Source organism: Paracoccus chinensis, assembly GCF_900102885.1.
Taxonomy (GTDB): Bacteria; Pseudomonadota; Alphaproteobacteria; order Rhodobacterales; family Rhodobacteraceae; genus Paracoccus; species Paracoccus chinensis.
On sequence record NZ_FNGE01000021.1, the window covers coordinates 1 to 20,290 of the forward strand.

General features: G+C 66.0%; 20 protein-coding genes and 1 pseudogene. 14 read left to right on the plus strand and 7 right to left on the minus strand.

Features of this window, described 5'->3' with window-relative positions; translation table 11 throughout:
• A partial coding sequence (locus BLQ03_RS15150) for a glycosyltransferase (protein WP_175558900.1) occupies positions 1-581 on the minus strand: 581 nt, incomplete at its 3' end.
• A gap of 142 nt (positions 582-723) precedes the next feature.
• Positions 724-1,314, minus strand: a complete 591-nt coding sequence (locus BLQ03_RS15155) for a recombinase family protein (protein ID WP_090757199.1) — start codon at positions 1,312-1,314, stop codon at positions 724-726.
• A gap of 534 nt (positions 1,315-1,848) precedes the next feature.
• Here BLQ03_RS15155 and BLQ03_RS15160 point away from each other — a divergent pair.
• Together BLQ03_RS15160 and BLQ03_RS15165 are read left to right on the plus strand one after the other, a co-directional pair.
• Positions 1,849-2,721: a Hint domain-containing protein gene (locus tag BLQ03_RS15160; protein ID WP_139166764.1), complete on the plus strand. Its 873-nt coding sequence runs from the start codon at positions 1,849-1,851 to the stop codon at positions 2,719-2,721.
• Between the two features lie 643 nt (positions 2,722-3,364).
• Entirely contained in the window at positions 3,365-5,215 is a 1,851-nt protein-coding gene (locus BLQ03_RS15165) for a relaxase/mobilization nuclease domain-containing protein (protein WP_090757174.1), read from the plus strand.
• Positions 5,216-5,514: 299 nt separating this feature from the next.
• Here BLQ03_RS15165 and BLQ03_RS15170 read toward each other — a convergent pair whose 3' ends face one another.
• The gene (locus BLQ03_RS15170) at positions 5,515-6,549 is read right to left on the minus strand and encodes an IS110 family RNA-guided transposase (protein ID WP_090757175.1); all 1,035 of its coding nucleotides are present in this window, start codon (positions 6,547-6,549) and stop codon (positions 5,515-5,517) included.
• Between the two features lie 150 nt (positions 6,550-6,699).
• Between BLQ03_RS15170 and BLQ03_RS15175 the strand changes: the two are divergent.
• The 3 genes and pseudogenes from BLQ03_RS15175 to BLQ03_RS15185 form a co-directional block, all read left to right on the plus strand.
• Positions 6,700-6,968, plus strand: a pseudogene (locus BLQ03_RS15175) (transposase); the annotation flags it as partial.
• Between the two features lie 157 nt (positions 6,969-7,125).
• Positions 7,126-7,380, plus strand: coding sequence for a type II toxin-antitoxin system Phd/YefM family antitoxin (locus tag BLQ03_RS15180; RefSeq protein ID WP_090757200.1), 255 nt, complete (start codon positions 7,126-7,128; stop codon positions 7,378-7,380).
• Positions 7,380-7,802: a type II toxin-antitoxin system VapC family toxin gene (locus tag BLQ03_RS15185; protein ID WP_090757176.1), complete on the plus strand. Its 423-nt coding sequence runs from the start codon at positions 7,380-7,382 to the stop codon at positions 7,800-7,802. The genes BLQ03_RS15180 and BLQ03_RS15185 overlap by 1 nt, the downstream gene beginning before the upstream one ends.
• Before the next feature lie 93 nt (positions 7,803-7,895).
• Here BLQ03_RS15185 and BLQ03_RS18405 read toward each other — a convergent pair whose 3' ends face one another.
• Entirely contained in the window at positions 7,896-8,069 is a 174-nt protein-coding gene (locus BLQ03_RS18405; RefSeq protein WP_217629774.1) for a hypothetical protein, read from the minus strand.
• A 695-nt stretch (positions 8,070-8,764) separates the two neighbouring features.
• Between BLQ03_RS18405 and BLQ03_RS15195 the strand changes: the two genes are divergently transcribed.
• The 3 genes from BLQ03_RS15195 (at position 8,765) to BLQ03_RS15205 (ending at position 10,955) form a co-directional block, all read left to right on the plus strand.
• Entirely contained in the window at positions 8,765-9,514 is a 750-nt protein-coding gene (locus tag BLQ03_RS15195) for a helix-turn-helix domain-containing protein (protein ID WP_217629775.1), read from the plus strand.
• A gap of 479 nt (positions 9,515-9,993) precedes the next feature.
• Complete coding sequence (locus BLQ03_RS15200; RefSeq protein WP_090757178.1) at positions 9,994-10,656, plus strand: ParA family protein; 663 nt, start codon at positions 9,994-9,996, stop codon at positions 10,654-10,656.
• Positions 10,656-10,955 (plus strand): chromosome partitioning protein ParB, encoded by a 300-nt coding sequence (locus BLQ03_RS15205; protein WP_090757179.1) that lies wholly within the window; start codon positions 10,656-10,658, stop codon positions 10,953-10,955. Before BLQ03_RS15200 ends, BLQ03_RS15205 begins: the two co-directional genes overlap by 1 nt.
• Positions 10,956-11,422: 467 nt before the next feature.
• Here the strand turns inward: BLQ03_RS15205 and BLQ03_RS18415 are convergent, their stop codons facing one another.
• Both BLQ03_RS18415 and BLQ03_RS19045 read right to left on the minus strand, forming a co-directional pair.
• Positions 11,423-11,560, minus strand: a complete 138-nt coding sequence (locus BLQ03_RS18415) for a hypothetical protein (protein WP_175558903.1) — start codon at positions 11,558-11,560, stop codon at positions 11,423-11,425.
• 120 nt (positions 11,561-11,680) lie between these two features.
• Positions 11,681-11,812, minus strand: a complete 132-nt coding sequence (locus BLQ03_RS19045; RefSeq protein WP_281201013.1) for a hypothetical protein — start codon at positions 11,810-11,812, stop codon at positions 11,681-11,683.
• An 85-nt stretch (positions 11,813-11,897) separates the two neighbouring features.
• Here BLQ03_RS19045 and BLQ03_RS18050 point away from each other — a divergent pair, with 85 nt between their 5' ends.
• The 6 genes from BLQ03_RS18050 to BLQ03_RS15230 all read left to right on the plus strand — a co-directional run bounded on the left by BLQ03_RS18050 (position 11,898) and on the right by BLQ03_RS15230 (position 18,481).
• On the plus strand, positions 11,898-12,101 hold the full coding sequence (locus BLQ03_RS18050) for a hypothetical protein (RefSeq protein WP_139166765.1): 204 nt from the start codon (positions 11,898-11,900) through the stop codon (positions 12,099-12,101).
• 449 nt (positions 12,102-12,550) lie between these two features.
• Positions 12,551-13,714: a glycosyltransferase family protein gene (locus BLQ03_RS15210; protein ID WP_139166766.1), complete on the plus strand. Its 1,164-nt coding sequence runs from the start codon at positions 12,551-12,553 to the stop codon at positions 13,712-13,714.
• Positions 13,715-13,724: 10 nt separating this feature from the next.
• Entirely contained in the window at positions 13,725-14,726 is a 1,002-nt protein-coding gene (locus BLQ03_RS15215; protein WP_090757181.1) for a glycosyltransferase family 2 protein, read from the plus strand.
• A complete protein-coding gene (locus tag BLQ03_RS15220) occupies positions 14,723-15,712 on the plus strand; it encodes a glycosyltransferase family 2 protein (protein WP_090757182.1) in 990 nt (329 codons plus the stop codon). Before BLQ03_RS15215 ends, BLQ03_RS15220 begins: the two co-directional genes overlap by 4 nt.
• A complete protein-coding gene (locus tag BLQ03_RS15225) occupies positions 15,712-18,153 on the plus strand; it encodes a GNVR domain-containing protein (protein ID WP_090757183.1) in 2,442 nt (813 codons plus the stop codon). The genes BLQ03_RS15220 and BLQ03_RS15225 overlap by 1 nt, the downstream gene beginning before the upstream one ends.
• Before the next feature lie 82 nt (positions 18,154-18,235).
• Positions 18,236-18,481, plus strand: a complete 246-nt coding sequence (locus tag BLQ03_RS15230; protein ID WP_090757184.1) for a hypothetical protein — start codon at positions 18,236-18,238, stop codon at positions 18,479-18,481.
• Here BLQ03_RS15230 and BLQ03_RS15235 read toward each other — a convergent pair.
• Positions 18,457-20,289, minus strand: coding sequence for an ABC transporter ATP-binding protein (locus tag BLQ03_RS15235; protein WP_090757185.1), 1,833 nt, complete (start codon positions 20,287-20,289; stop codon positions 18,457-18,459). The genes BLQ03_RS15230 and BLQ03_RS15235 overlap by 25 nt on opposite strands.
• Position 20,290 lies beyond the last annotated feature (1 nt).

The following is a 20,290-nucleotide window of genomic DNA, read 5'->3' on the forward strand; positions in this document are numbered from 1 at the left end:
AAGCCCTTCAGGGGATGGGGATTGATGAAGGTGACATTCTCGCGCGTCGTCGAGGTCTCGTAGTTCTCGCGCCGGACTAAAGGATAGACAACTTCGGCACGTACGTTGGAACGATCATGGAAATGATTGGCCGTGAACCGGGAGTTGGCTACATAGAAAACGTCCTGCAGATCTCGCAGATCACCGCCTAGATCCTCAGCTTCGACGTTGTGCAAGTAGATACCGACGCGAGCGGAGGAACCTGAACTCGCAAGCGATTTCGCAATTCTGACTGGAAAGCCAGATTGCAACATGACAACATCAGGGTGAGTTCGCCGCACTAAGTCACCGACAGCCTCCCAAGCGAACCAAGCGCGATGAACAGGATATCCAAGTCCATGATCCGTGACATGGGTTTGCCCTTGCAACTTCAAGGCGATCCGGCTTTTTAAGCCAAGCCATCCTTTTCCAGTCAATCCTGAGAGCACGCTGACCTCATGCTCACGCTTCGCAAGCTCGATTGCCATGTCATGCATGCTAGACTGAGCGCCCCCAGCTATTTGGGGAATATAGGGATGTGCCGTAGCAAGCAGGATCTTCATGCGGGCCTCTGGGGAACGGAGCCGGTCGATCACGCGCAAAGCCGGGACAGCGGCGCGCATCCGCCTGGTTCTACGCAACCGGCTCGTGAAGGACAAACCGTTCGTCCTGCGCGGCAATCGAGAGCGCCAACACCCCCATGGGTCAGGTCGCTCGGGATAACAGGGACTGTCGCTTGAGCGTCCTATAGACGGTTGGTCGTGACACTGAGAACAGCTCGGCTAGGTCGCTGATGCTGTAGTCCCCTGTGTCGTGCATGCGGCGCAGTTCCTTCTGCTGTCGGTCGGAGAGCTTGGGCTGCTTGCCCCGCAGGCGGCCACGCGCGCGGGCCAGGGCCATGCCCTCGCGGGTGCGCAGGCGGATCAGGTCGGCCTCGAACTCGGCGAATGTGGCGAGGATGTTGAAGAACATCCGGCCCATGGGATCATGCGGGTCGTGGACGCTGGACCCGAGCTGCAGCCTCACCCCGCGAGCAAGAAGCTGGTCGGCGATGGCACGGGCGTCAGGGACCGAGCGGGCGAGGCGATCGAGCTTGGGGACCACAAGCGTGTCCCCTGCCCTGACCGCCGCCAGCGCCTGGTCGAGGCCGGGCCGGGCGCGGCTGGTCCCCGACAGACCGTGGTCGACATAGACACGGTCGGGGGCGACCCCCAGGGCCTCGAGCGCTGCTCGTTGCGCGGCGAGGTCCTGCTTGTCAGTCGAACAGCGGGCATAGCCGATGAAGGCGCTGGCCATATTGTCCGCAAAGCCTCCCCCGAGTGAGACAATCATCGTACCAGCCATATGAGACAGGCTTTTGCCTGCAGTGGCAAGGGCGGCCGACGCAGACCATGCTGTCCGCTGGACGATCCTCTTTCGGACAGACTGAGACCTGGCTGCGCGGAGCAGGATGGGGGTCCCTCGGGCCTTTCGCATGCTTAAGTTGAATGCTCGCGTGCATCACGCTGGGGCACTGACCGATTGGGTGGATGCATTATCTGCGGCCGCATCCAGAGCCATACTCCCAAGCCTCGTAATCAATCGCTCCGATATTCAGCTGCAGGTTGTCATATCTTGGACGACTCAATCGATAATATATGGATCTGATATTTTTGCACGTTAGGATCTGTATAAAAGGACAGGGTGCCAAACAGCTCCAAGCCCTTTACGTGTTTGCTTCAGGACTTGGGTGATCGACTTTCTTTCTGTTAGTGCCTAAGAAATACCTTCTTAGATTACTCAATTCTTCTTGCTGTAGTTGTGGTACGAGTATTGAGGATATTGCCCGCCATGAAGATATCGGCTCGCCGCTTCGGTATTCTTTCATCAAGCAGTCTTGTTTCTGCAACTCTGGGTAAAATCTTCATCCCGGGCCGAGGTTTTCTCGACAAGACTGTCTCGGCCGCGGCCGCAGTCCGATCCGCGGTTTGCTTAGAGCACAGGCAAGCAACAAGAGTGCGCCAGCCTGCGGGGCTGGCAGCCGCGCTCTGGGGCGCCCTGTGGGGCGGGTCTGCGCTGGCGGGGGGCTATGTCGCACCCATCCTCGAACTGGCTCCCGCCGCACCCGTTGCGACGGCAGGCACTGCACCCAGCTGGTGGATGGCGCTTGTTCCGCTGTTTCTCATTGCCCTGGCCGGGCGTGCGGATCGGGGAGACAATGGACTGACCCCCTTGCCCGGGGATTACGGTGGACCCTGCTTCGGAGAAGACACCCTGATCCAGCTCGAGCGCGGCTGGGTACCTGTCCAGATGATCGAGGCCGGGGAACGGATCGTCACCTCCCGGGGCGCCCAGACAATTCTGGCGGTCGAGTCCTGGCGGCCCGTGGACTATCGCGACCGCCCCTTTGTTGTCGAAGGTGTGCGCCTGTCGCCCAACCACGGCGTTGCAGCCGGGGAGATCATTGTTCCCGCTTGCAGGCTGAGCACGGCTCGGTCGCCAATCGATGGCGGCAGCTATTTCCACATCCTGGTTGCAGATCACAGCTGGCTGTTCGCGAAGGCCAAGGCCGAGGCGCCTGTCCTCCGGGCGGAAAGCCTTTGCATGACAGCGGACCTGAAGCTGGCCAGGAAGTTTCCTGACCTGGTGGATCGCCATGCTGCCGATCCGGTTGCTCCGGTCCGTGTGGGTCTCAAGGACAGCGCCATGCGGACTGCGGCGTGACCAAGGCTGCATGCCGCTGGGGATGGCACGGGTCTGTTCCCTGAAAATGCGTCCTTCCTGAAGCAGGGTTTCGAGCCAGGGGGCTCTCCGGGCCTCCACAGGGGGTGCATCACGGACTGGCAGCTGCGGGAACTGTGATCGCAGGCGCAAGCGTCTGCCGGCGCGGCGCGGCATCTTGTGCGGACAGCCGGCCTTTTCATGCCGCGGGAGGGCTACGGAGAGGCCTTGCCTCACTCTGGTGCCTTGACACAGCTGCGCCTTGTCCCCTTGTCCCCTTGTCACGGTGTTGCCCCTCAGGGATGATCCGCTGATGCGTCACAGAGGTGGATGCTTGTCAGAGCACGGTGCTGTCACAACTGCACAGGGTTGCGTTGTCACATCACAGCGCGGTCGGCCTGCTGCGCTGCCCTTCTGATGGAGTGAGGCTGAGCAGGCTTTCAGCTGTGCCTTTCTGGGATCCTGGTTCCCTGCCCGCTCGGGAGATGCCCGGTTGACGGGTGGGGAGAAAGGGCGAAGGATTGGTTGGCAGGAACTGCCGAATGTTTACAAACGCGATGCAGGATGCCCGTGGCGCGTCAGAACCTCCCCCTCTCCGAGCGCGACACGGCTCTCCGCCCGCTCTGGACGTTCCTCGAGGCCGGGCATGGCTGATCTTGCGGGCGATCTGATCGGGGAGATCCGCCTCGGCCGGGGCGGCGGCGGGCGGTTCCGGAACACGGAGTTCGGCAAGGCCGGCCGGGGCAAGGCCGGGGGATCGCTCTTCTCGGCGCGCGCGTGCAACCTGTGGCGGGTGGCGCAGGGCTCGAACGCGGCCGTGCTGAAGAAGATCACCCGGGGCGGCACCCACACGGGCGCCCAACTGGCGGCGCAGCTCACCTACCTCTTCCGGAAGTCCGAAGCCGTGTTCAGCCATGCGGCCGAGTGTGAGCTCGGAGCACGCACGCTGTCGGCCGAGCAGCGCAAGGAGCTGGTGCTGGACTGGCAGGACGCCTGGAGGGGTGCGCCGAAGAACGGCCACACCACGCATCTGCTGCTGTCCTTCCCGGCCGACCTGTCTGGGCAAAAGGCGCTGCGGATCGCGGAGGAATGGGCCTTCGAGATGTTCCAGTCGGGCACGCATGTCGCGGACGAATGGGCCTATGTCGCGGCGCTGCATACCGACCGGGCGCACCCGCATGTCCACATCGTTCTGAACAATCGCGGGCTGCACGGCGACAGCTGGTTCTACATCGCCCGCGACCACGTGTTCTGCCTCGACATGATGAAGGAGCGCCTGGTCGGGATCGCGGCCGACATGGGGGTGGAGCTCGATGCCTCCTCGCGGCTCGAGCGCGGCATCCTGACCTATGGTCCGAGCCGCGCCGAGATCGAGGCGGCTGCCCGCGAGAAACGGCAGGTTCACGAGCGCAAGCTGCAGGGACAGGCGCTGGAGGACGGGCTCGCGGTCATCGAGCAGAGCGCTGCCACCCTGCGGATGCTGGCCTCGATCGCCTCGCTGTCCCGGCTCAAGGAGGTGGCGCTTCGCATGGAGCGCGCGGCCGGGATCCTGGAGACAGGCGGGGTCCTGACGCCCAAGGCCCTGGAGACCGGCGCCATGGACCTGGAGACAGCCGGGAGCCGGCAGGAGCTGGAGGGGGTGTTCACGGGCTGGCTTGAGCGGGCCGAGCGCCGGATTGCCAGGCTGGAGCCTGCAGAGCAGTGCGAGATGCGCCACGAGCTGGCCGAGATCACGACCGGGATCCTGCGCGATCTCGGAGATGTGCGCGGGGCCGAGCTGGTCCTGCGCGCGCCCCGCTCGGAGCTGTACCGGACCCAGGTGCTGGACGAGGAGATCCGGCGCGGCACGGTGACACGGGAGCTGACCGAGCACGCGGCGCAGGAGGTCAGATCCGCGGTGCTCACCGCCGCTGACGCCATCGGCCTCGACCGCGGCACGATGGAGGGCCGCCTCGCGCAGCCGGCCGCGAACGCCTGGCAGGAGCGGGAGTGGGTCCGGCAGGACCTTCAGGCCGTCTCGCAGGCGCGGGGTCTTGATCTCGACCGCGAGGCCGAGCGCCATGCCGCCGCCGAGCTGGTGGACCGCTTCTACGCCACGGCCGCCCACGTGCTGAACAGGGCGCTCGAGATCGACCACAGCCATGAGAATGACCGTCTGACGCGGACGCTGGCATCCCTGGCCGCCGTTCACCGCCAGCACGGCCGGGTCGCGTTCGAGCATGAGGATCATGCCGAGCGCTTCGCCTCCGACCTCAAGGCGCGTTACGGCGAGACGGTGATGGCGCAGATCGCCGCCGGCGACGACCGCGCCCTGGCGCTCGATTTCCCCGAGGCCCGGCAGCGGCGCGCCATCGCAACAGCGCTTATCGCGGCCGCGGAGGCCCACGAAAGCCTCGGGCTGAGCACGCGGCAGGCGGAACTGGCCCGGGAACGGCTGAAGGAGCGCGACGAACCCAAGCATGAGCCGCGCCGCAAAGATCATGATCTGGAAATGTAAGGGGGTCTTGGCGGACAAACTGAGTCCGGGCTGGTCTGCCCCCTGAAAAGTTCTCTAATCGCTCTGGTCAAGGTTTCTGTTTCACGTCTGCGCGTCGCCGGGTTCAGGGTTCTCTCCGCAGTCGATGGTCATGGTCGCTGCATGCTGGCGTCAGATGGGGGATCGGCCGAAGTGGTCCTCGCGGTCACCTTTCCTGCGTCTCGTGGAAGCGCCGCCTTCAGAGGGCCGGCCTGATCCTGACCATGCGTCCCGGCAGGACGCATTCGTGAAGTCAGTCGGTCAATCGTGCTCCCCGGGTGTCATGCATCTGCCTCGCTCCAGCGGAACGGTGTGTTCGTCTTCCACATGGCATGGAGGATGACGGCCAGTTTGCGGGCAACGGCGACGCGTGCCTTCTTGAAGCCGGATGCCCTGGCCAGCCTCATGCCCCACGCCTTCAACGTGCTGAAGCGCAGGTTGCGCGTCAGCAGGGTGGTGGCCGCCTCGTAGAGATGCGTTCGGGTCAGCTGATTGCCCTGCCGGGAGATGCGCCCGTTACGACTTGTCTCGCCGGACTCGTAACGGCGGGGTGTCAGGCCGAGATAGGCCCCTGCGCTTGATGAGCGCCTGAAGCGCGCCGCATCGTCGAAGACCGAAGCGACGGACAAGGCCGTGATCACGCCCACGCCGGGCGCGGTCATGAACAGGCGCACCACGGGCGTTTCCCGGGCAATGGCAGACAGGCGCCGGTCGAGCACCTTGATCTGGTCCAGGATCGAGGCCCGCGCCTTCATCAGCACCTCGGCAACCAGACGCATCTCGGGCGCGGCATCAAGCTCGCCCGAGATGATCTCGCCGGCGCACCTTGTGAAGCTGCCGACGCGTTTGCCAAACAGCACGCCAAAGGTGCGCAACAGCCCACGCAGTTCGTTCTCGATCTTGACGCGAATGCGCACCAGCGTCTCGCGTGACGTGAGAAGCGAGCGGATCTGGTAGTTGCTGCGGGTCTTGATGCGCACCTGCTTGAACCAGCCGGTGCGCACGATCTGGGCGAGGCCTGCGGCGTCGTTCCGGTCCGTCTTGACGGGGCGCATCTTCAAAGCGGCGTTCGCGTGACGCGCATCCAGGCAGATGATGGGCAGCTGCCGCTCGGCCAGCTCGTTCCACAGCCAGACCGCCATGGGGCCGGTTTCCATTCCCACCCGCACCAGGCCAGGCGCTCCACGCGCCAGAAAGCCGGCGATCGCATCGGGGCAGGTCGGCAACTTCTTCTCGGCCTGGATGTGGCCTTCTTCGTCCACAACGCAGATCGCGGTCGTCTCCTGGGAGACATCAAGAGCAGCATAACAGGGCATTTCTGGCTTTCCTTCATCTGGTCGGCACAATGCCGATCGGTGGATGACCAGTGTGGGATGTGCCGATCTTGCCGACGAGAAGGTCCACCCGCGATTACGCTAAGTGGTCCTCCTTGAAGTAGGCTTTTGGGCCAGATGGAGGACAGAAGGATGCCCCAGAAGAAGCACAAGCCCGAGGAGATCGTGGCCAAGCTCCGGCAGGTCGACGTGTTGGTGTCGCAGGGCCAGCCGGTGGCCGAGGCGGTGCGCTCGATCGGCGTGACCCAATTTACCTACTACCGGTGGCGCAAGGAGTTCGGCGGGCTGAAGAGCGACCAGGTCAAGCGGCTGAAGGATCTCGAGAAAGAGAACGCGCGGCTGCGCAAGGCGGCGTCCGACCTGACGCTCGGGAGCTGATCCTGCGTGAGGCCGCCTCGGGAACTACACGGCATTCGTGATAGGTCGCTGCGCATAGAGAACGCAGCATTGCTGTTCTTCCAATGAAGGTGCGTTGCTGAAGGGAGGTCACAGGTTTTTTCTCGCCTCGCTAAGCAGTATGTAGTAATGTTGTTACACTATCCTGCCTCGGAGGATGCTGTGGCCATCACCACCCTTTCCAGCCGTGAGCTCAACCAGGACATCGGGCGCGCCAAGAAGGCCGCCCTGCAGGGCCCTGTGGTTATCACGGATCGTGGCCGCCCCGCTTATGTCCTGCTGACCTTTGCACAGTACCAGCGGCTCACTGGCCAGCAGCGCAGCTTGGCCGAGGCGCTGGCAATGCCGGGGCTGAGCGACATTCCCCTTGAGCCGCCAAGGGTCGGTATCAGCAGCCGGATTCCGGACCTGTCCTGATGCTCCTGCTCGACACCAATGTCGTTTCCGAGCTGCGCAAGGTCGGGGATGGCCGGGCGGATCCCGGTGTCATGGCATGGCTGGCAGGAACCGATGCCAGTAGCTGCTATGTCTCGGCCCTGACCCTCATGGAACTCGAGATCGGAATCCTGCGCGTCGAGCGGCGTGACCCTGCGCAGGGCAACCTGCTGCGCCGCTGGATGGAGAGCCGGGTCAGGCCCGAGTTCGCCGAACGCACCCTGCCTGTCGACACAATCGTTGCGCTGCGCTGTGCGCGCCTCCACGTGCCGGACCCACGGGCCGAACGGGAGGCGCTGATTGCCGCAACAGCCCTTGTCCACGGCATGAGAGTGGTGACCCGAAACGTTGCCGATTTCGCGGCTACAGGCGTTCCGCTTCTGAACCCCTGGACAGCATCCTGACTGTGGGCGCAGCAGTCCTGCAGGCAGGTTCCGCAGTCCACGCCCGTGGCAATCCCGTGCAAAGCTGGGCCGGACGTGCCGGGGTTACTGCCCTTAGGAGGTTCTGTCCATGAGCTTTTCATAAAGGGGACGGTAGGTCTGGTTGTGCTGATAGGCGCTCAGGGCTTTCACGATCAGCGCCCATTCCTGGACCGTGAGATGCAAGCCTGCCGGAGGGCTGCGGAAGGTAAAGGAAGGCAGGTTCATCTGTGTCTGGCGAGAGGTCAATTCATCCTCCGGTATACTGGTACAAGGGGCCTGAAGCGGCCAAAATCATCAACTATGCAGAGATTATATCGAGATTCTTTCTCCGTTTAGTTGTCTAAAAGGTTAATTCGTCCATGGCTGCGGGCCAGCCGGTACCCTGCCTCGTGCCCTCGGCCGTGCCCGGGGGGCGGCGCTACAGGGCCCGGTCCTTTGGTTACTCGAAGATGAAGTCCGCTCCGCTCAGGGAGACCAACGATGACATGCTTGAATGGCTCGATGACACGATCAGGCAGAAGACCGGTGGCTCGCTCAAGGATGTATATGCTCCAGGCTTCAGGAGCATTGTCCTGCGCCTGCAGGACGCCACCGGCGCTTACTCGACTGAATGGGTAAGCTGCTGAGGATCATCCGCCTGCGTATGCACAAAGAATTGCCGCTGAGCCCCTGCTGGCTTAGGCTGGTCGGCAAAACACCCCAAAGGGGGAGGGACGAGCAGAATCGGATAAACCACCAGCCCAAAAGGAAACCCCCCGCGCGGGGGTCCGCACGAGGGGGCTTGGGTAGCATAACACAGGTTTGGCGACCTGATTAGCAGCACTATCTCACCTGCTATAGTTAGCTGCCTACTCCCGGAAATCAAGAGCAAAAAGCGCATCTGTGCGAACGGGTGAGGCTTGCCTGCGGACACCGCGCTTCTTGTGACACAGGAGCAGCACTTGACGACCGTAGCAGCCGCAGCAGGCGGCGATTTTTTCAGGCGCCTTGGCGTTTTGGCCCAAGCTTGCACCGGCGCGCGCGCCCAAGGCCAGACGCGGCTCCGCCGCACCTCTCACCGGCTTGGCACCTGCGAAGCCACGTTCTGGCGCCGCACATCACGGCAGGAGGTGCAGAAGATCATCAAGGCCGCGCAGCGATACGAGCTGCACGGCCGCAAGCCCGGCAGACGCAATGGCCCCTTGGGAAGCATCGCCCTGGAGATCCTAGCCCTCTTCGGCAACCTGGTCAGCTACAAGACGGGACGCTTGGACCCTTCCCTTGACTGGATCATGAGCAAGTTGAAGCGGTCGAGGGATGCCGTTGTTCGGGCCTTGAAGGCGCTGCGCGACCACGGCTTTCTGAACTGGCTGCGCCGGTTCGAGCCCACCTCGAACGAAGGCCGCAGTCCGCAGGTTCGACAGGTCAGTAACGCTTATCGTCTTTCCGCACCCAAGCGTGCCTTGGCGCTTCTGGGCCGCTGGTCCGGCCGTCCTTCCCTGCCGGAGGATGATGCCGCTGCACGGGCTGACAGGAAGGCCATCGAGGCCGAGCATGTGGCCTCGCTCGATCTCGGGGCGTTCGCCAGTTTTCAGTGTGGTGACTCACCTCTCGGGAGGGCGCTGGCGCAGATGGGCAGAGCTCTGGACATACGCGAGTCTGCCAAGCGGACTGAATCCCAGTCTACCTCTTATTCTTATGTCCCCATGTAAGACGAGGGTGTGACGCAGAAGCACTCCAACTAGAAGGGCTATGCGCCGGTGCTCCAGCCCGAAGGGGCTGATCGTGGTGGATCAGTACAAGAAGCTGGTAAAGCGGGACTATGTCTGGGTGGGTGACGATAAGATAGTATCCGGGAGGGCTGCTCGGTGACCCCCCTCCTACTACAAGACCTCGGTTGGCGACCGGTTCCAGTTCCGCCAAGACGTGGCCCCTGACAGTGGATGGAACCTAGCAGGGCGTTGACACTCACACAGGAGCCACCACGTGCGGACAGCATGCGAGGCTTATCCACGAGATGCTGGGTGGAGCGGTCGCCAAGACCTTCTCTCGCGGTGTCCGGAATCACGGGTTACCTGTGAACGAATATTTCCTGCCGATCTTCGGCTGCTTCCCCCCACTCGTCCAGTAAGATGTTGCATACCGGATTATTTCTTATATCCGGTTACCATAATAATCTGATTCGTGAATCATGCCGACTGTTGTCATTGCCTCGCCCAAGGGGGGCGCCGGGAAGTCTACCGCCGCGATCATCCTGGGAACCGAGCTTGCCCATGCCGGCGCCGCCGTCACGCTGCTCGACTGCGACCCGAACCGGTCGCTGTCGCTCTGGGCCAGTCGAGGTCCCCTGCCCTCGCGCATCACGGTCCTGTCAGATGTGGGCGAAGGCGAGATCGTCCGCACGATCAAGCGCCACGACATGGATGGGCAGATCGTCATCGTGGACCTTGAGGGTGTGGCCTCGCGGCTGGTCAGCCGGGCGATCTCGCAGGCAGACCTGGTGATCACGCCGATGCGGGCGACAACGCTGGACGCGACCGTGGGCGTGCGCGCCCTGCAGCTGATCCGCGAGGAGGAGGAGGCGCTCGACCGCCGCATCCCCCATGCGGTGGTCTTCACCATGACGCGGGCAGTGCGCTCGCGCCAGCACAGCGGGATCGAGACCTCGCTGCGCGACCAAAGCGTCGATTTGATCGAGCCGCCGCTGATGGAGCGGACAGCCTTCTCGGCGCTGTTCGAGTTCGGCGGCGACCTGCGGAGCATGCCTGCGCAGGGCAACATGGCGGCCGCGATCGGCAATGCCGAGGATTTCGCCCGCGCCGTTTATGCGCGGCTGACGGCGGAGGATGCGTGATGGCGGACAAACCTTTCAGCGTGGACTTGGGCCGGCTGAAGTCGCGCGAAAAGGACCGCAGCGCGGCGGCAGTGGAACGTGTGGACCGCACCGGCGAGGAACTGGGCTTCGTGGACCGCGACCCGGTCAAGCGGCGTGGCCGCAAGCCCAGCCCGCGCACGGGTCAGGTCCATGCCAAGGTGCTGCCCCATGTCGCCGAGGAGATCGCCGCCGAGGCCCGCCGCCGCGGCGTCCAGCAGGGTGTGGTGCTGGAGGAGGCTTGGGCGCTCTACAAGAGCCTGGAAAGTACGGCTGATTGATAAGTTAATCTGGTTTATTTGTTTACCGGATAAAATAACAAATCTGGTTCCGTCTTTCGTTTCAGGCTGCAACAGGCTTATGGATCTCTAGGATAATCTGATTATTTATATTATCCGGTAAATATAATTATCCGGTAATAGTATGCACAGGGCTGTATTCCGGCCCCTCAAGCTCTGCCTTGCAGGCTTTCGGACGCACCCGGGCCGACACGGCTTCCACCTGGATGGGGCAGGATCACCTTGCCCTATCCAAAACGGTCCCAGACGCAGCGGTTGCGTCTTGGTCCTTTGTCACTTCGCCAGGGGCACCATGGCGAAGCCTGCCGGATAATAGGCGATGTCGCGCACCAGCATGTCGCCCGTCCGGCCCCCCCGCCGTCGGTGTTGTACTGCTCGGGCGTATAGGTGGCGTTCGCCTTCACCGCGACGTTCGCCATGGGGAAGAACTCGCCCTTGGTCTTCATGTCCTAGTGCCGCGCGCGCAGGACATGGCAGCCGACCTCGACATCATCGAAGAAGAACGTGGCCTCGGCTTTGCGCGGGTCGTCGTGATAGACCACCGCGCAGGCCCAGGAATGATATTCCTCGTCCAGCGGCTTCGTCACGCCCAGCCACTGGTCCGTCTTGATCTCGTTCTCGAACGAGCCCGTGCGGCTGTTGGAGCCTACCTTGCCGTAGTGCTGGGCAAAGGTCGTGGTGAAGGGGGTGTCCGCGCCACCCCAAGATCAGTTGAACTTCTCCAGAATGTTGATTTCCAGCGCCCATTGCGTCCAGCTGCCCTTCGCCCCCGTCGAGCCGCGCCTCGCAAGCCAGACGGCAGGCCACGAGAAGCGGCGCACAGGGATATTGGCCCCCATCCGCCAGACGCCTTCGACGCCGCAGACCTCGTCCCTGGTCTGCCTCTGGATGATCGTAGCGTGATGCCGGAACAGGCGGGCTGTCGTGCTCGACGCGCTTGTCCATCGGGAAGGCCAGCGTATGCAGGCGAATGGCCTTCTCGTCCGCGTCATGGGTGATGGGGAAGGGGGCGCCGTGATCGGCCTGCGTGCTGCGGAACTCGTCGAAGACCGGGTCAAGGTCGGGATCATAGGGCATGCGTCATCTCTCCTGGGTGGCGCCAAGGGCACTCGTCTGGAATGCGGCTGATCAATCGTGTCGGCTGCGGCTCCGGGTATCCCTGCCGCAGAGGAGGAGGACTGTCTCCGCGTCCGGATGCGCCCAGGCGACGGCAGGTCGGTCATGTCCGTGCCTGCCGTGGGCGCGGGGGTGGGAGGGCCCTCGACGGTTCAGAGAAATTATGAGGAAAGCGTTAACCGGCGCTTTCCGCGCAGGGCGTTGCGCCACCCGGAAACGCAGCAAATGCAACCCAGGCGAAAGCCCTGCATCGTCAATCAGCTTCAGGTTAATCGGCCCTCGCCGGTTTTCACGCAATTCTGTCGTCTGTTTGTACAAGTCGAGCCATTCGGCGGTTTTCCGGCGCAGCGGAATTGTCTATCAGGTGCACCAACCCGGCCTTGGGGAATTCTGCATTTTGCCCGAAGGCCTGCATTCTGGCCCATCCCGACGGCTGCTTTCTGCCGGAGACGACATTGCACGTGACCTATCTTGCCCATGACCTCGACGACCCCGCGATCTGGCGGCGGGTCGAGATGCTGCGGCGGGGCGGCGTGACGGTTCGCGTGGCGGGGTTCCGGCGGGGGCAGGGGCCCTTGCCCGAACCCGCGACCGTGCTGGGGCGCACGGCCAACGGCCGCATGGTCCAGCGGGTGCGCGCGATCTTGGCCGCTTGGCCGCGCGTCGCCCGGGCGGTTCCTGCGCCGGACGGCCCCGAGGTCATCTTGGCCCGCAACCTCGAGATGCTGGCCCTGGGCGCAAGGCTCGCGCGCGTGCGAAAGGCGCGGCTGGTTTACGAGCTTCTGGACATCCACGGCATGATGCTGGGACAGGGGGCCGTCGCCCGCGCCCTGCGCCGGGTCGAGGCCGCGCTGATGCGCCGGGCCGGGCTGGTCGTCCTGTCCTCGCCCGCCTTCGCCGCGCGCTACCTCGGCCCCCATGGCCAGCCCGAGGTGCCGGCGCTGCTGGTCGAGAACAAGCCCTTTGCCCGTCCCCAGGCCCCCCGCAACGCCGCCCCCGCGCCCGGCGGGCTGGAGGAAGGCGGGCCGCTGGTCATCGGCTGGTTCGGGATGCTGCGCTGCCGCTGGTCGCTGGGAATGCTGGACCAGCTCACCCGCGCCATGCCGGGGCGGTTCAAGGTGGTGCTGCGCGGGCGCCCGGCGCTGGACGTGATGAACAATTTCCACGCCGTGATCGAGTCCAACCCGGACCTGTCCTTCCTCGGACCCTATGACTGGCCCGGCGACCTGCCCGAAATCTACGCGCAGGTCGATGTGGCCTGGCTGATCGACCGCTACCAGGCGGGGCAGAACTCGGACTGGTTGTTGCCGAACCGGCTCTACGAGGGCTGCCTGAACGGCGCCGTTCCGGTCATGCTGGAGGGGACCGAGGTCGCGCGCCGCGTGGCCGCCTGGGGCTGCGGCGTGAGTGTTGCCGTCCCCGAGCCCGAGGCCGTCGCGGCGGCCCTGTCCGCGCTGGACGGGGCAGGCCTTGCCCGGTGCCGGGCAGCGGTGGCCGCGATCCCCCGGACCGCGCTGGAAATGGACGAGGCCGAATGCCGCCGCCTGACCGCCGCCATCTGCGGTACCGCGGCCGTTCCTCTGGCCGAAGCCGCCGCCCTGGCCGCTCCTGCCCTTGCCCCCTGAGGTTCCCACCATGCCGCTGTCCGCCGCCCCTCGGGTGCTGATCGTGATCCCTGCGCTGAACGAGGCAGCCTATATCGCGGGCGTTCTGAATTTCGCCTTGGACTTCGCGGAACGGGCCGAGGGGCTGGTCGTGGTGGCCGACGGCGGCTCGACCGACGGCACGCGCGAGATCGTGCGCCGCCGCGCCGCCGACCACCGGCGCCTGCGCCTGCTGGACAACCCCGCGCGGCTACAGGCGGCGGCGGTGAACGCGACTCTCGCGCGCTTCGGCGAAGGGGCCGAGTGGCTGCTGCGCCTCGACGCGCACAGCGCCTATCCGGCCGACTATGGCGACGTGCTTCTGGCCGAGGCGCGGCGGATGGGGGCAGACAGCGTCGTGGTCTCGATGCATGCCCAAGGGCAGGGTTTCCTGCAACGGGCCATCGCCGAGGCCCAGAATTCGCGCTTGGGCAACGGCGGCTCGGCGCACCGGCTGGCGGGCGAGGGGGCTTGGGTCGATCACGGCCACCATGCCCTGATGCGGATCGTGGCCTTCCGCGGGGTGGGGGGCTATGACGAAACCTTCAGCCACAACGAGGATGCGGAACTCGATCGCCGCCTGACCAGCGCGGGCCACCGGATCTGGCTGACCGGCCGGACGCGGCTGACCTATTTCCCGCGCGCGAGCTTTGGGCCGCTGGTCCGGCAGTATTACAATTTCGGCCGGGGGCGGGCGAAGAACCTCCTCAAGCACAATGCCCGGCCCGGGGCGCGGCAGGCGGTGGTGGCGATGCTGGCGCCTGCCGCGGCGCTGGTGCTGCTGGCGCCGTTCAGCGCGTGGTTCGCCCTGCCGCTGGTCCTGTGGCTGCTCGCCTGCTTGGGTGGAGGTCTGGCCATTGCCCTGCAAACGAAACGGCCCGAAGGACTGCTGGCGGGACTCGCCGCCGGGGTGATGCACATGGCCTGGTCGGCGGGCTTCTGGCGGCAATGGCTGGCGCGCCGTCCTTCAGCCCCGCAGGGGGCCACCGTATGAGCGCGCCCGTCTTCCGCGACGAGGTGCTGATCGGCGTCTGCACCTTCCGCCGCCCTGAACTGGCCGCAACGCTGGCCTCGCTGGAGGGGCTGGAGCCCTGCAGTCTGCCCGTCTCCGTCGCCATCGCCGACAACGATCGCGCCCCATCCGCGAAGGACCGGGTAGAGGCTATCGCCGCCGCCCATCCTCTGCCCATTGTCTATCTGCATGCGCCCGAGGCCAATATCTCGATTGCCCGCAACGCGCTGCTGGACCACGCCCGCGCCACGGGGGCGCGGCTGCTGGTCTATCTGGACGACGACGAGACGGTCGAACCTGCCTGGCTTTCCCGCCTGGTCGCGGCCTGGAGGGCGGGGCAGCAGGTCACGCCCAGGGCGGGCGCGGTGCTGGGGCCGGTGCGCGCCCATTACAAACCCGGTGCGCCGGGCTGGATGGACCAGGCCCGCGCCCATGACACGCTGCCCGTTTTCGGCAAGGACGGCGCGATCACCAGTGGCTACACCTGCAACACCCTGATCGACCTGGCCAACCCGGCCGCGCGGGGGCTGCGCTTCGATCCGACCCGTGGCCGCTCGGGCGGCGAGGACAGCGCCTTCTTTGCCGATTTCCTGGGCGCCGGCGGACGGATTGCCTTTGCCGAGGACGCCATCGTGCACGAGAGCGTCCCCGCTGACCGCGCGCGGCTTGCATGGCTTCTGCGGCGGCGCTACCGGATGGGCCAGACCCATGCCAGCCTGATCGCCCGGAACCGTTCGCGCGCCGGGCGGATGGGTGCGGCGGGGCTGGCCGCCGCCAAGGCCCTGGCCTGCGGGGGGCTCGCGCTGTTGGGGGTAGCACGCCCGGCCTGGCGCAACCGCCAGATCATGCGCGCGGCCCTGCATGTCGGCGCCGCTGCCAATCTGGGCGGGGCGCGGCAGATCGAAATCTACGGAACGGCGCCCGGTCGGACGGACTCCGCCCTCCGCCCGGGACCTGGGGGAAGCTGATGCCGCGCGACCTGAAACCTTTCGAGGGAGCCGCCTACGGTTCATACCATGGCGGGGGATCGGCCGCCCCTGTCCAGACCATCGACCTGCGCCGCGTCATGGTGGCGCTGCGTCGCCAGCGCCTGACCATTCTGCTGCCCGCCGTGCTGCTGGGGGGTTTGGGGCTCGCCTATGCGATGGCCAAGCCCGAAACCTATAGCGCCCATTCCAGCCTGCTGCTGGACAGCAACGTCAACCGCTCGGTCCAGCAGGCGGGGGGCATTGACAGCGCCGGGCTGCCCTCCGAACGCATCGAGAATGCGCGGGTCGTCCTGGAATCCGACAAGCTGGCCTATGACGTGCTGGACCGGACCGGGCTGCAGGACAATGCGTCCTTCATGGACCCGCCGCGCTCGGGCTTCACGAGCGCGATCGGGCAGGGGATCTCCGCCGTGCTGCGCCCCGTGGCCTGGGTCCGCGACAAGATCACCCTGCTGGTCACCCCGGCCGAGGTCGGGGCGCCCGCCGGACCGGTGGCGGACAGCGCCCGGATGGACCCCTCGATCGCCCCGATCGACCCCAGGCTGCGCCTGGCCGCGATGCGGCTGCGTGGGGGCGTCGAGGTCTTCCGCGTCGGGCAAAGCTCGGCCGTGGCGGTCAGCTTCACCTCGCATGACCCGGTGATCGCGGCCGAGGTCGCCAATGCCTATGCCGACGCCTATGTGCAGGACATCCTGGTCACCAACGCGGATTCCGTGGGCCAAACCAACGCTTGGATGCGCACCCGGCTGGACGAGCTGCAGGCGCAGGCCCAGGCCGCCGCCGACGCGGCCGAGCGCTTTGCGACCGAAAACGGGCTGGTCGCGCTGTCCTCGGGCGGGCTTCTGACCGAACAGGCGCTGAACGAACTGAACTCGAGCCTGACCGCCGCCCTGACCGAGGCCGCGCGCGCCCAGGCGGTGCTGGACACCTATGACCGCGCCGTCGCGGGCGGCGTCGAGGGGCTGACCGACAGCAACAGCTCGCTTGCCATCGGCGGAGACGTCTCCGAGGAGCTGCGCGCGCGGCTGGACACCTACAACGACGTCCGTGCCCGGCTGCAGCGGCTGCTGTCGACCTCGGGTCCGAACCATCCGCAGGTCGCGGGCCTGCGCCGGACGCTGGCCACGACGGCCGAGCGGCTGTTCGTGGAACTGGAAGCCAAGCGCGCCGAGGCGCAGAGCACGCTGGATGTCGCCAACGCGCGCGTCGCGGCCCTGCAGCAAAGCGTCGAACAGGCCTCGCAGAGAAACAGCGCGCAGGCCGCCAACCTCGTCCGCCTGCGCGCCCTGCAGGAAGAGGCGGCTACCCTTTCGGCAATCTACCAGCAGACGCTGACCCGCTCGCAGGAGATCGAGCAGCAGCAGTCCTTCCCGGTCTCAAACGTGCGCATCCTGTCCTATGCGCAGGTGCCGGCCTCGCCCTCGGGACCGGCGGTGCTGCGCACGGCGCTGGCCGCGACCCTGCTGGGGCTGTTCTTCGGCATGGGGATCGCCGCATGGCGGGAATGGCGCGATCGCGCGCTGCGCACGGGTGACGACCTGACGGACCATTCCGGGCTGCGCTTCCTGGGGCACCTGCCGGTCCTGCCGCGGGTGCGTCCTTCGCGCCTGCGTCCCGTGCCCGCCCCGCAGGTCCCGGCGCCCGTGCCGCCAGCCGAGACGCCGAAGGGCGAGACCCTGCCGGTCCCCTCCCGCGCCCGGCCCCCGGTCATCCCCGTGCCGGTGCCGGTGATACATTATCCCGATTCCGTTTATGCTGAAACGCTGCGCCACGTCCGGCTGGCGGCCGAGGCCGCAGGCGGCTCGCCCCCCGTGACGGGGGTCACCTCCTTCCATCCTTATGGGGGCCGCTCGTCGGTGGCCTTCAATTTGGCGGGCCAGCTGGGGGTGGGGCTGCGCTCGGTCCTGCTGATCGACGCCGACAGCCGCGCCCGCGGCCTCAGCCGGATGCTGGGGCTGGACCGCAAGCCGGGGCTGACCGACGCGGTGGCCGGACGCGGCGACTGGAAGGACATGCTGGTCGGCATCGCCGACACCAACCTGGCCGTGCTGCCCTGCGGATTGGAACAGGGCGGGGCCTCGGACGACCTGCTGACCGGCCGGATCCTGGGGCAGATCGCGGCCGAGGCGGGGGGCGACTTCAGCCGCGTGATCGTGGATGTGCCGCCACTTTATCCCGTGGCCCAGGGCCGGGCGATCCTGCAGGAACTTCCCCAGTTCCTGATCGTCGCCGAATGGGGCCGCACCCCCCGCAGCATGGCCGAAACGGTGCTGGCCGAGGACCCGCAGCTTCAGGCGCATTGCCTGGGCGTGGTCTATGATCGGGTCAACCTGCGCCACCTCCGGTCGTATCTGATGCCCGAAGCGATGGAAAATTACCTCAGCCGGTCAAAGGATTACCTGTCCCTGAAAGGAAGGTAAAAAATTGGCTAGCATTTTAATATTTTCTTAAGCCTTTTTCTTCAACCTCTGGTATACTCGTCAGAGGGTTGGGGACCTTCGAATGTTCGTTGTTCGCTATCTGATGGCTGTTCTGGCCGTGATGGTTGGCATCACGGCCTGGGGCATCTCGGCCGGCTATTCCGCCTGGCAGGTCCTGGGAATGGCCTTCCTGTCGGCCGTGGTTCTGCAAGTGGTGATCCTGGCCTATGTGGCCGTCGCGGCGGCCCGCAGGGGCCGCGGCCCGTCAAGCGGGCCTTCGCGCGGCGTGCGCAAGCGATGCGATCAGCTGGTCATCCTGCCGAGATAGCCTTCCGCCTGCATTCCCTGTTCGCGCGGGCGTTCCGAGGCGACCACGCGGCCTGCCTCCATCACGAAAACCGCGTCGGCGGCCCGGCTGAGAGCGGGACGATGGGTGATCGCCAGGATCGTCATGCGCCCGCGCAGCCCGTCGATGGCCCGGATCAGGGCTTCCTCGTTTTCCCAGTCGAGCGCGCTGGTCGCCTCGTCCAGCACCAGCACGTCCGGCTCGCGCAGAAGGGCGCGGGCGACGGCGATCCGCTGGCGCTCGCCTCCTGACAGCAGCGCACCGCGGTCGCCCATCATCGTTTCGAGCCCCGCCGGCAGATTCCGCACGAAACCGGCCGAGGCCAGGTCGAGCGCGCGGAAGATGCGCTCGTCATCCACCGGCCCGCCCGCGGCGATGGCCATGTTCTCGCGGATGGTGCCGTTGATCATGAAGGGCTCCTGCGCAACATAGCCGGTCCGGTCGCGCCAGCGGCGCAGTTGGCCGGGGCGCAGGGCCGTGCCGTCCACCAGGACCGCGCCCTTTTGGGGTTCCAGAAGGCCCATCACGATGTCGGCCATCGAGGTTTTCCCCGCGCCCGAAGGGCCGACCAGCACCGTCAGCTCGCCCGCCCGCAGGGTCAGGGAACAGTCGCTGACCGCTTCGCGCGACTCGCCGGGAAAGCGCCAGGTGACGCGGTCCAGGCGGATTTCCCGGCGTGGGGCGGGGGCGGGGTCGCTGCCCTCCATCGCCGGGTCATGCTGCGCCTGCAGGTCGTCCCGGAGCCGGGTGATCGCCCCCCAGGCCGGCAGGTCCACCAGCAGCTGCTGGACCGCCCCCTGCATCCCCATGAAGCGCGGCGCCGTGCGCATGAACAGCAAAAGCAGGATCACGATCCGGCCCACGTCCAGATGGACCCAGCGCAGCGCCACCCAGATGAACAGCGCGGCCCCGCTGACCACGGCGAACTGGAACAGCCCCGAGCCAATGGTGGATTGCCGCGTGAACTCGCGCGCATCCGCCTTGGTCTGCCCCAGAATCGCCGAGAAGAGCCCCAGGTAACGGCTTTCCAGATTCATGCTGCGCGCCATCTTCAGGCTGCCCACGAATTCCGACACCGCCGCCAGCTGGCGTTCGCGCCGGTCCTGCAGCCGGTCGCCATAGTGCCGCGCAAGCCGCCGGAAAGGCCGCATCAGCGCCAGCGCGACGATCCCGAAGCCATAGGACAGCAGCGTCATCGGCACCGAGATCGCCAGGCTCAGCACGAAGTAAAGCGACAGTCCCACCAGGTTCTGCAGGATGGACAGGACAAGGAAGGCGGCCAGATACAGCCGCTCGATCTCGCCGGTCAGCGCGTGCTCGATGCGCGAGCGGGGGATGCGCGCGACATGGGCCCACCGCGCCTGCGCCACGTCCCGGAACAGGGCCGTGCGGTAATGGTTGGTGAAATCGTAGATCAGGTCGGACAGGTAGACGGCCTTGCTGCGGTTGAACAGCGCCTGAAGTCCCGTCAGTCCCACGATCGCCAGCAGCAGCAGGCCAAGCGGGATCACCGCGGGCAGCAGACCCGCGCCGGGAAAGTCCAACCCCGACAGGTCGATGGTGGTGCCGCCCGCGCCGACCAGTTGCAGCACCGGCAGGAAGGTCATGATCGCCGCGCCCTCGGACAGGGTGCCCAGCACCAGAAGCCCCAGCCCGATCCAGAGCCGCCGCCCTTCCAGGTGCCGCATCGCCCGCCACAGCGAGGACAGCTGCCCCCGGCTTGCCCTCGACTCGGCAGCTGCGGGGGACGCCGGGGCAGGCGTCGGGACGGCAGAGGGGTCATGCGCCATG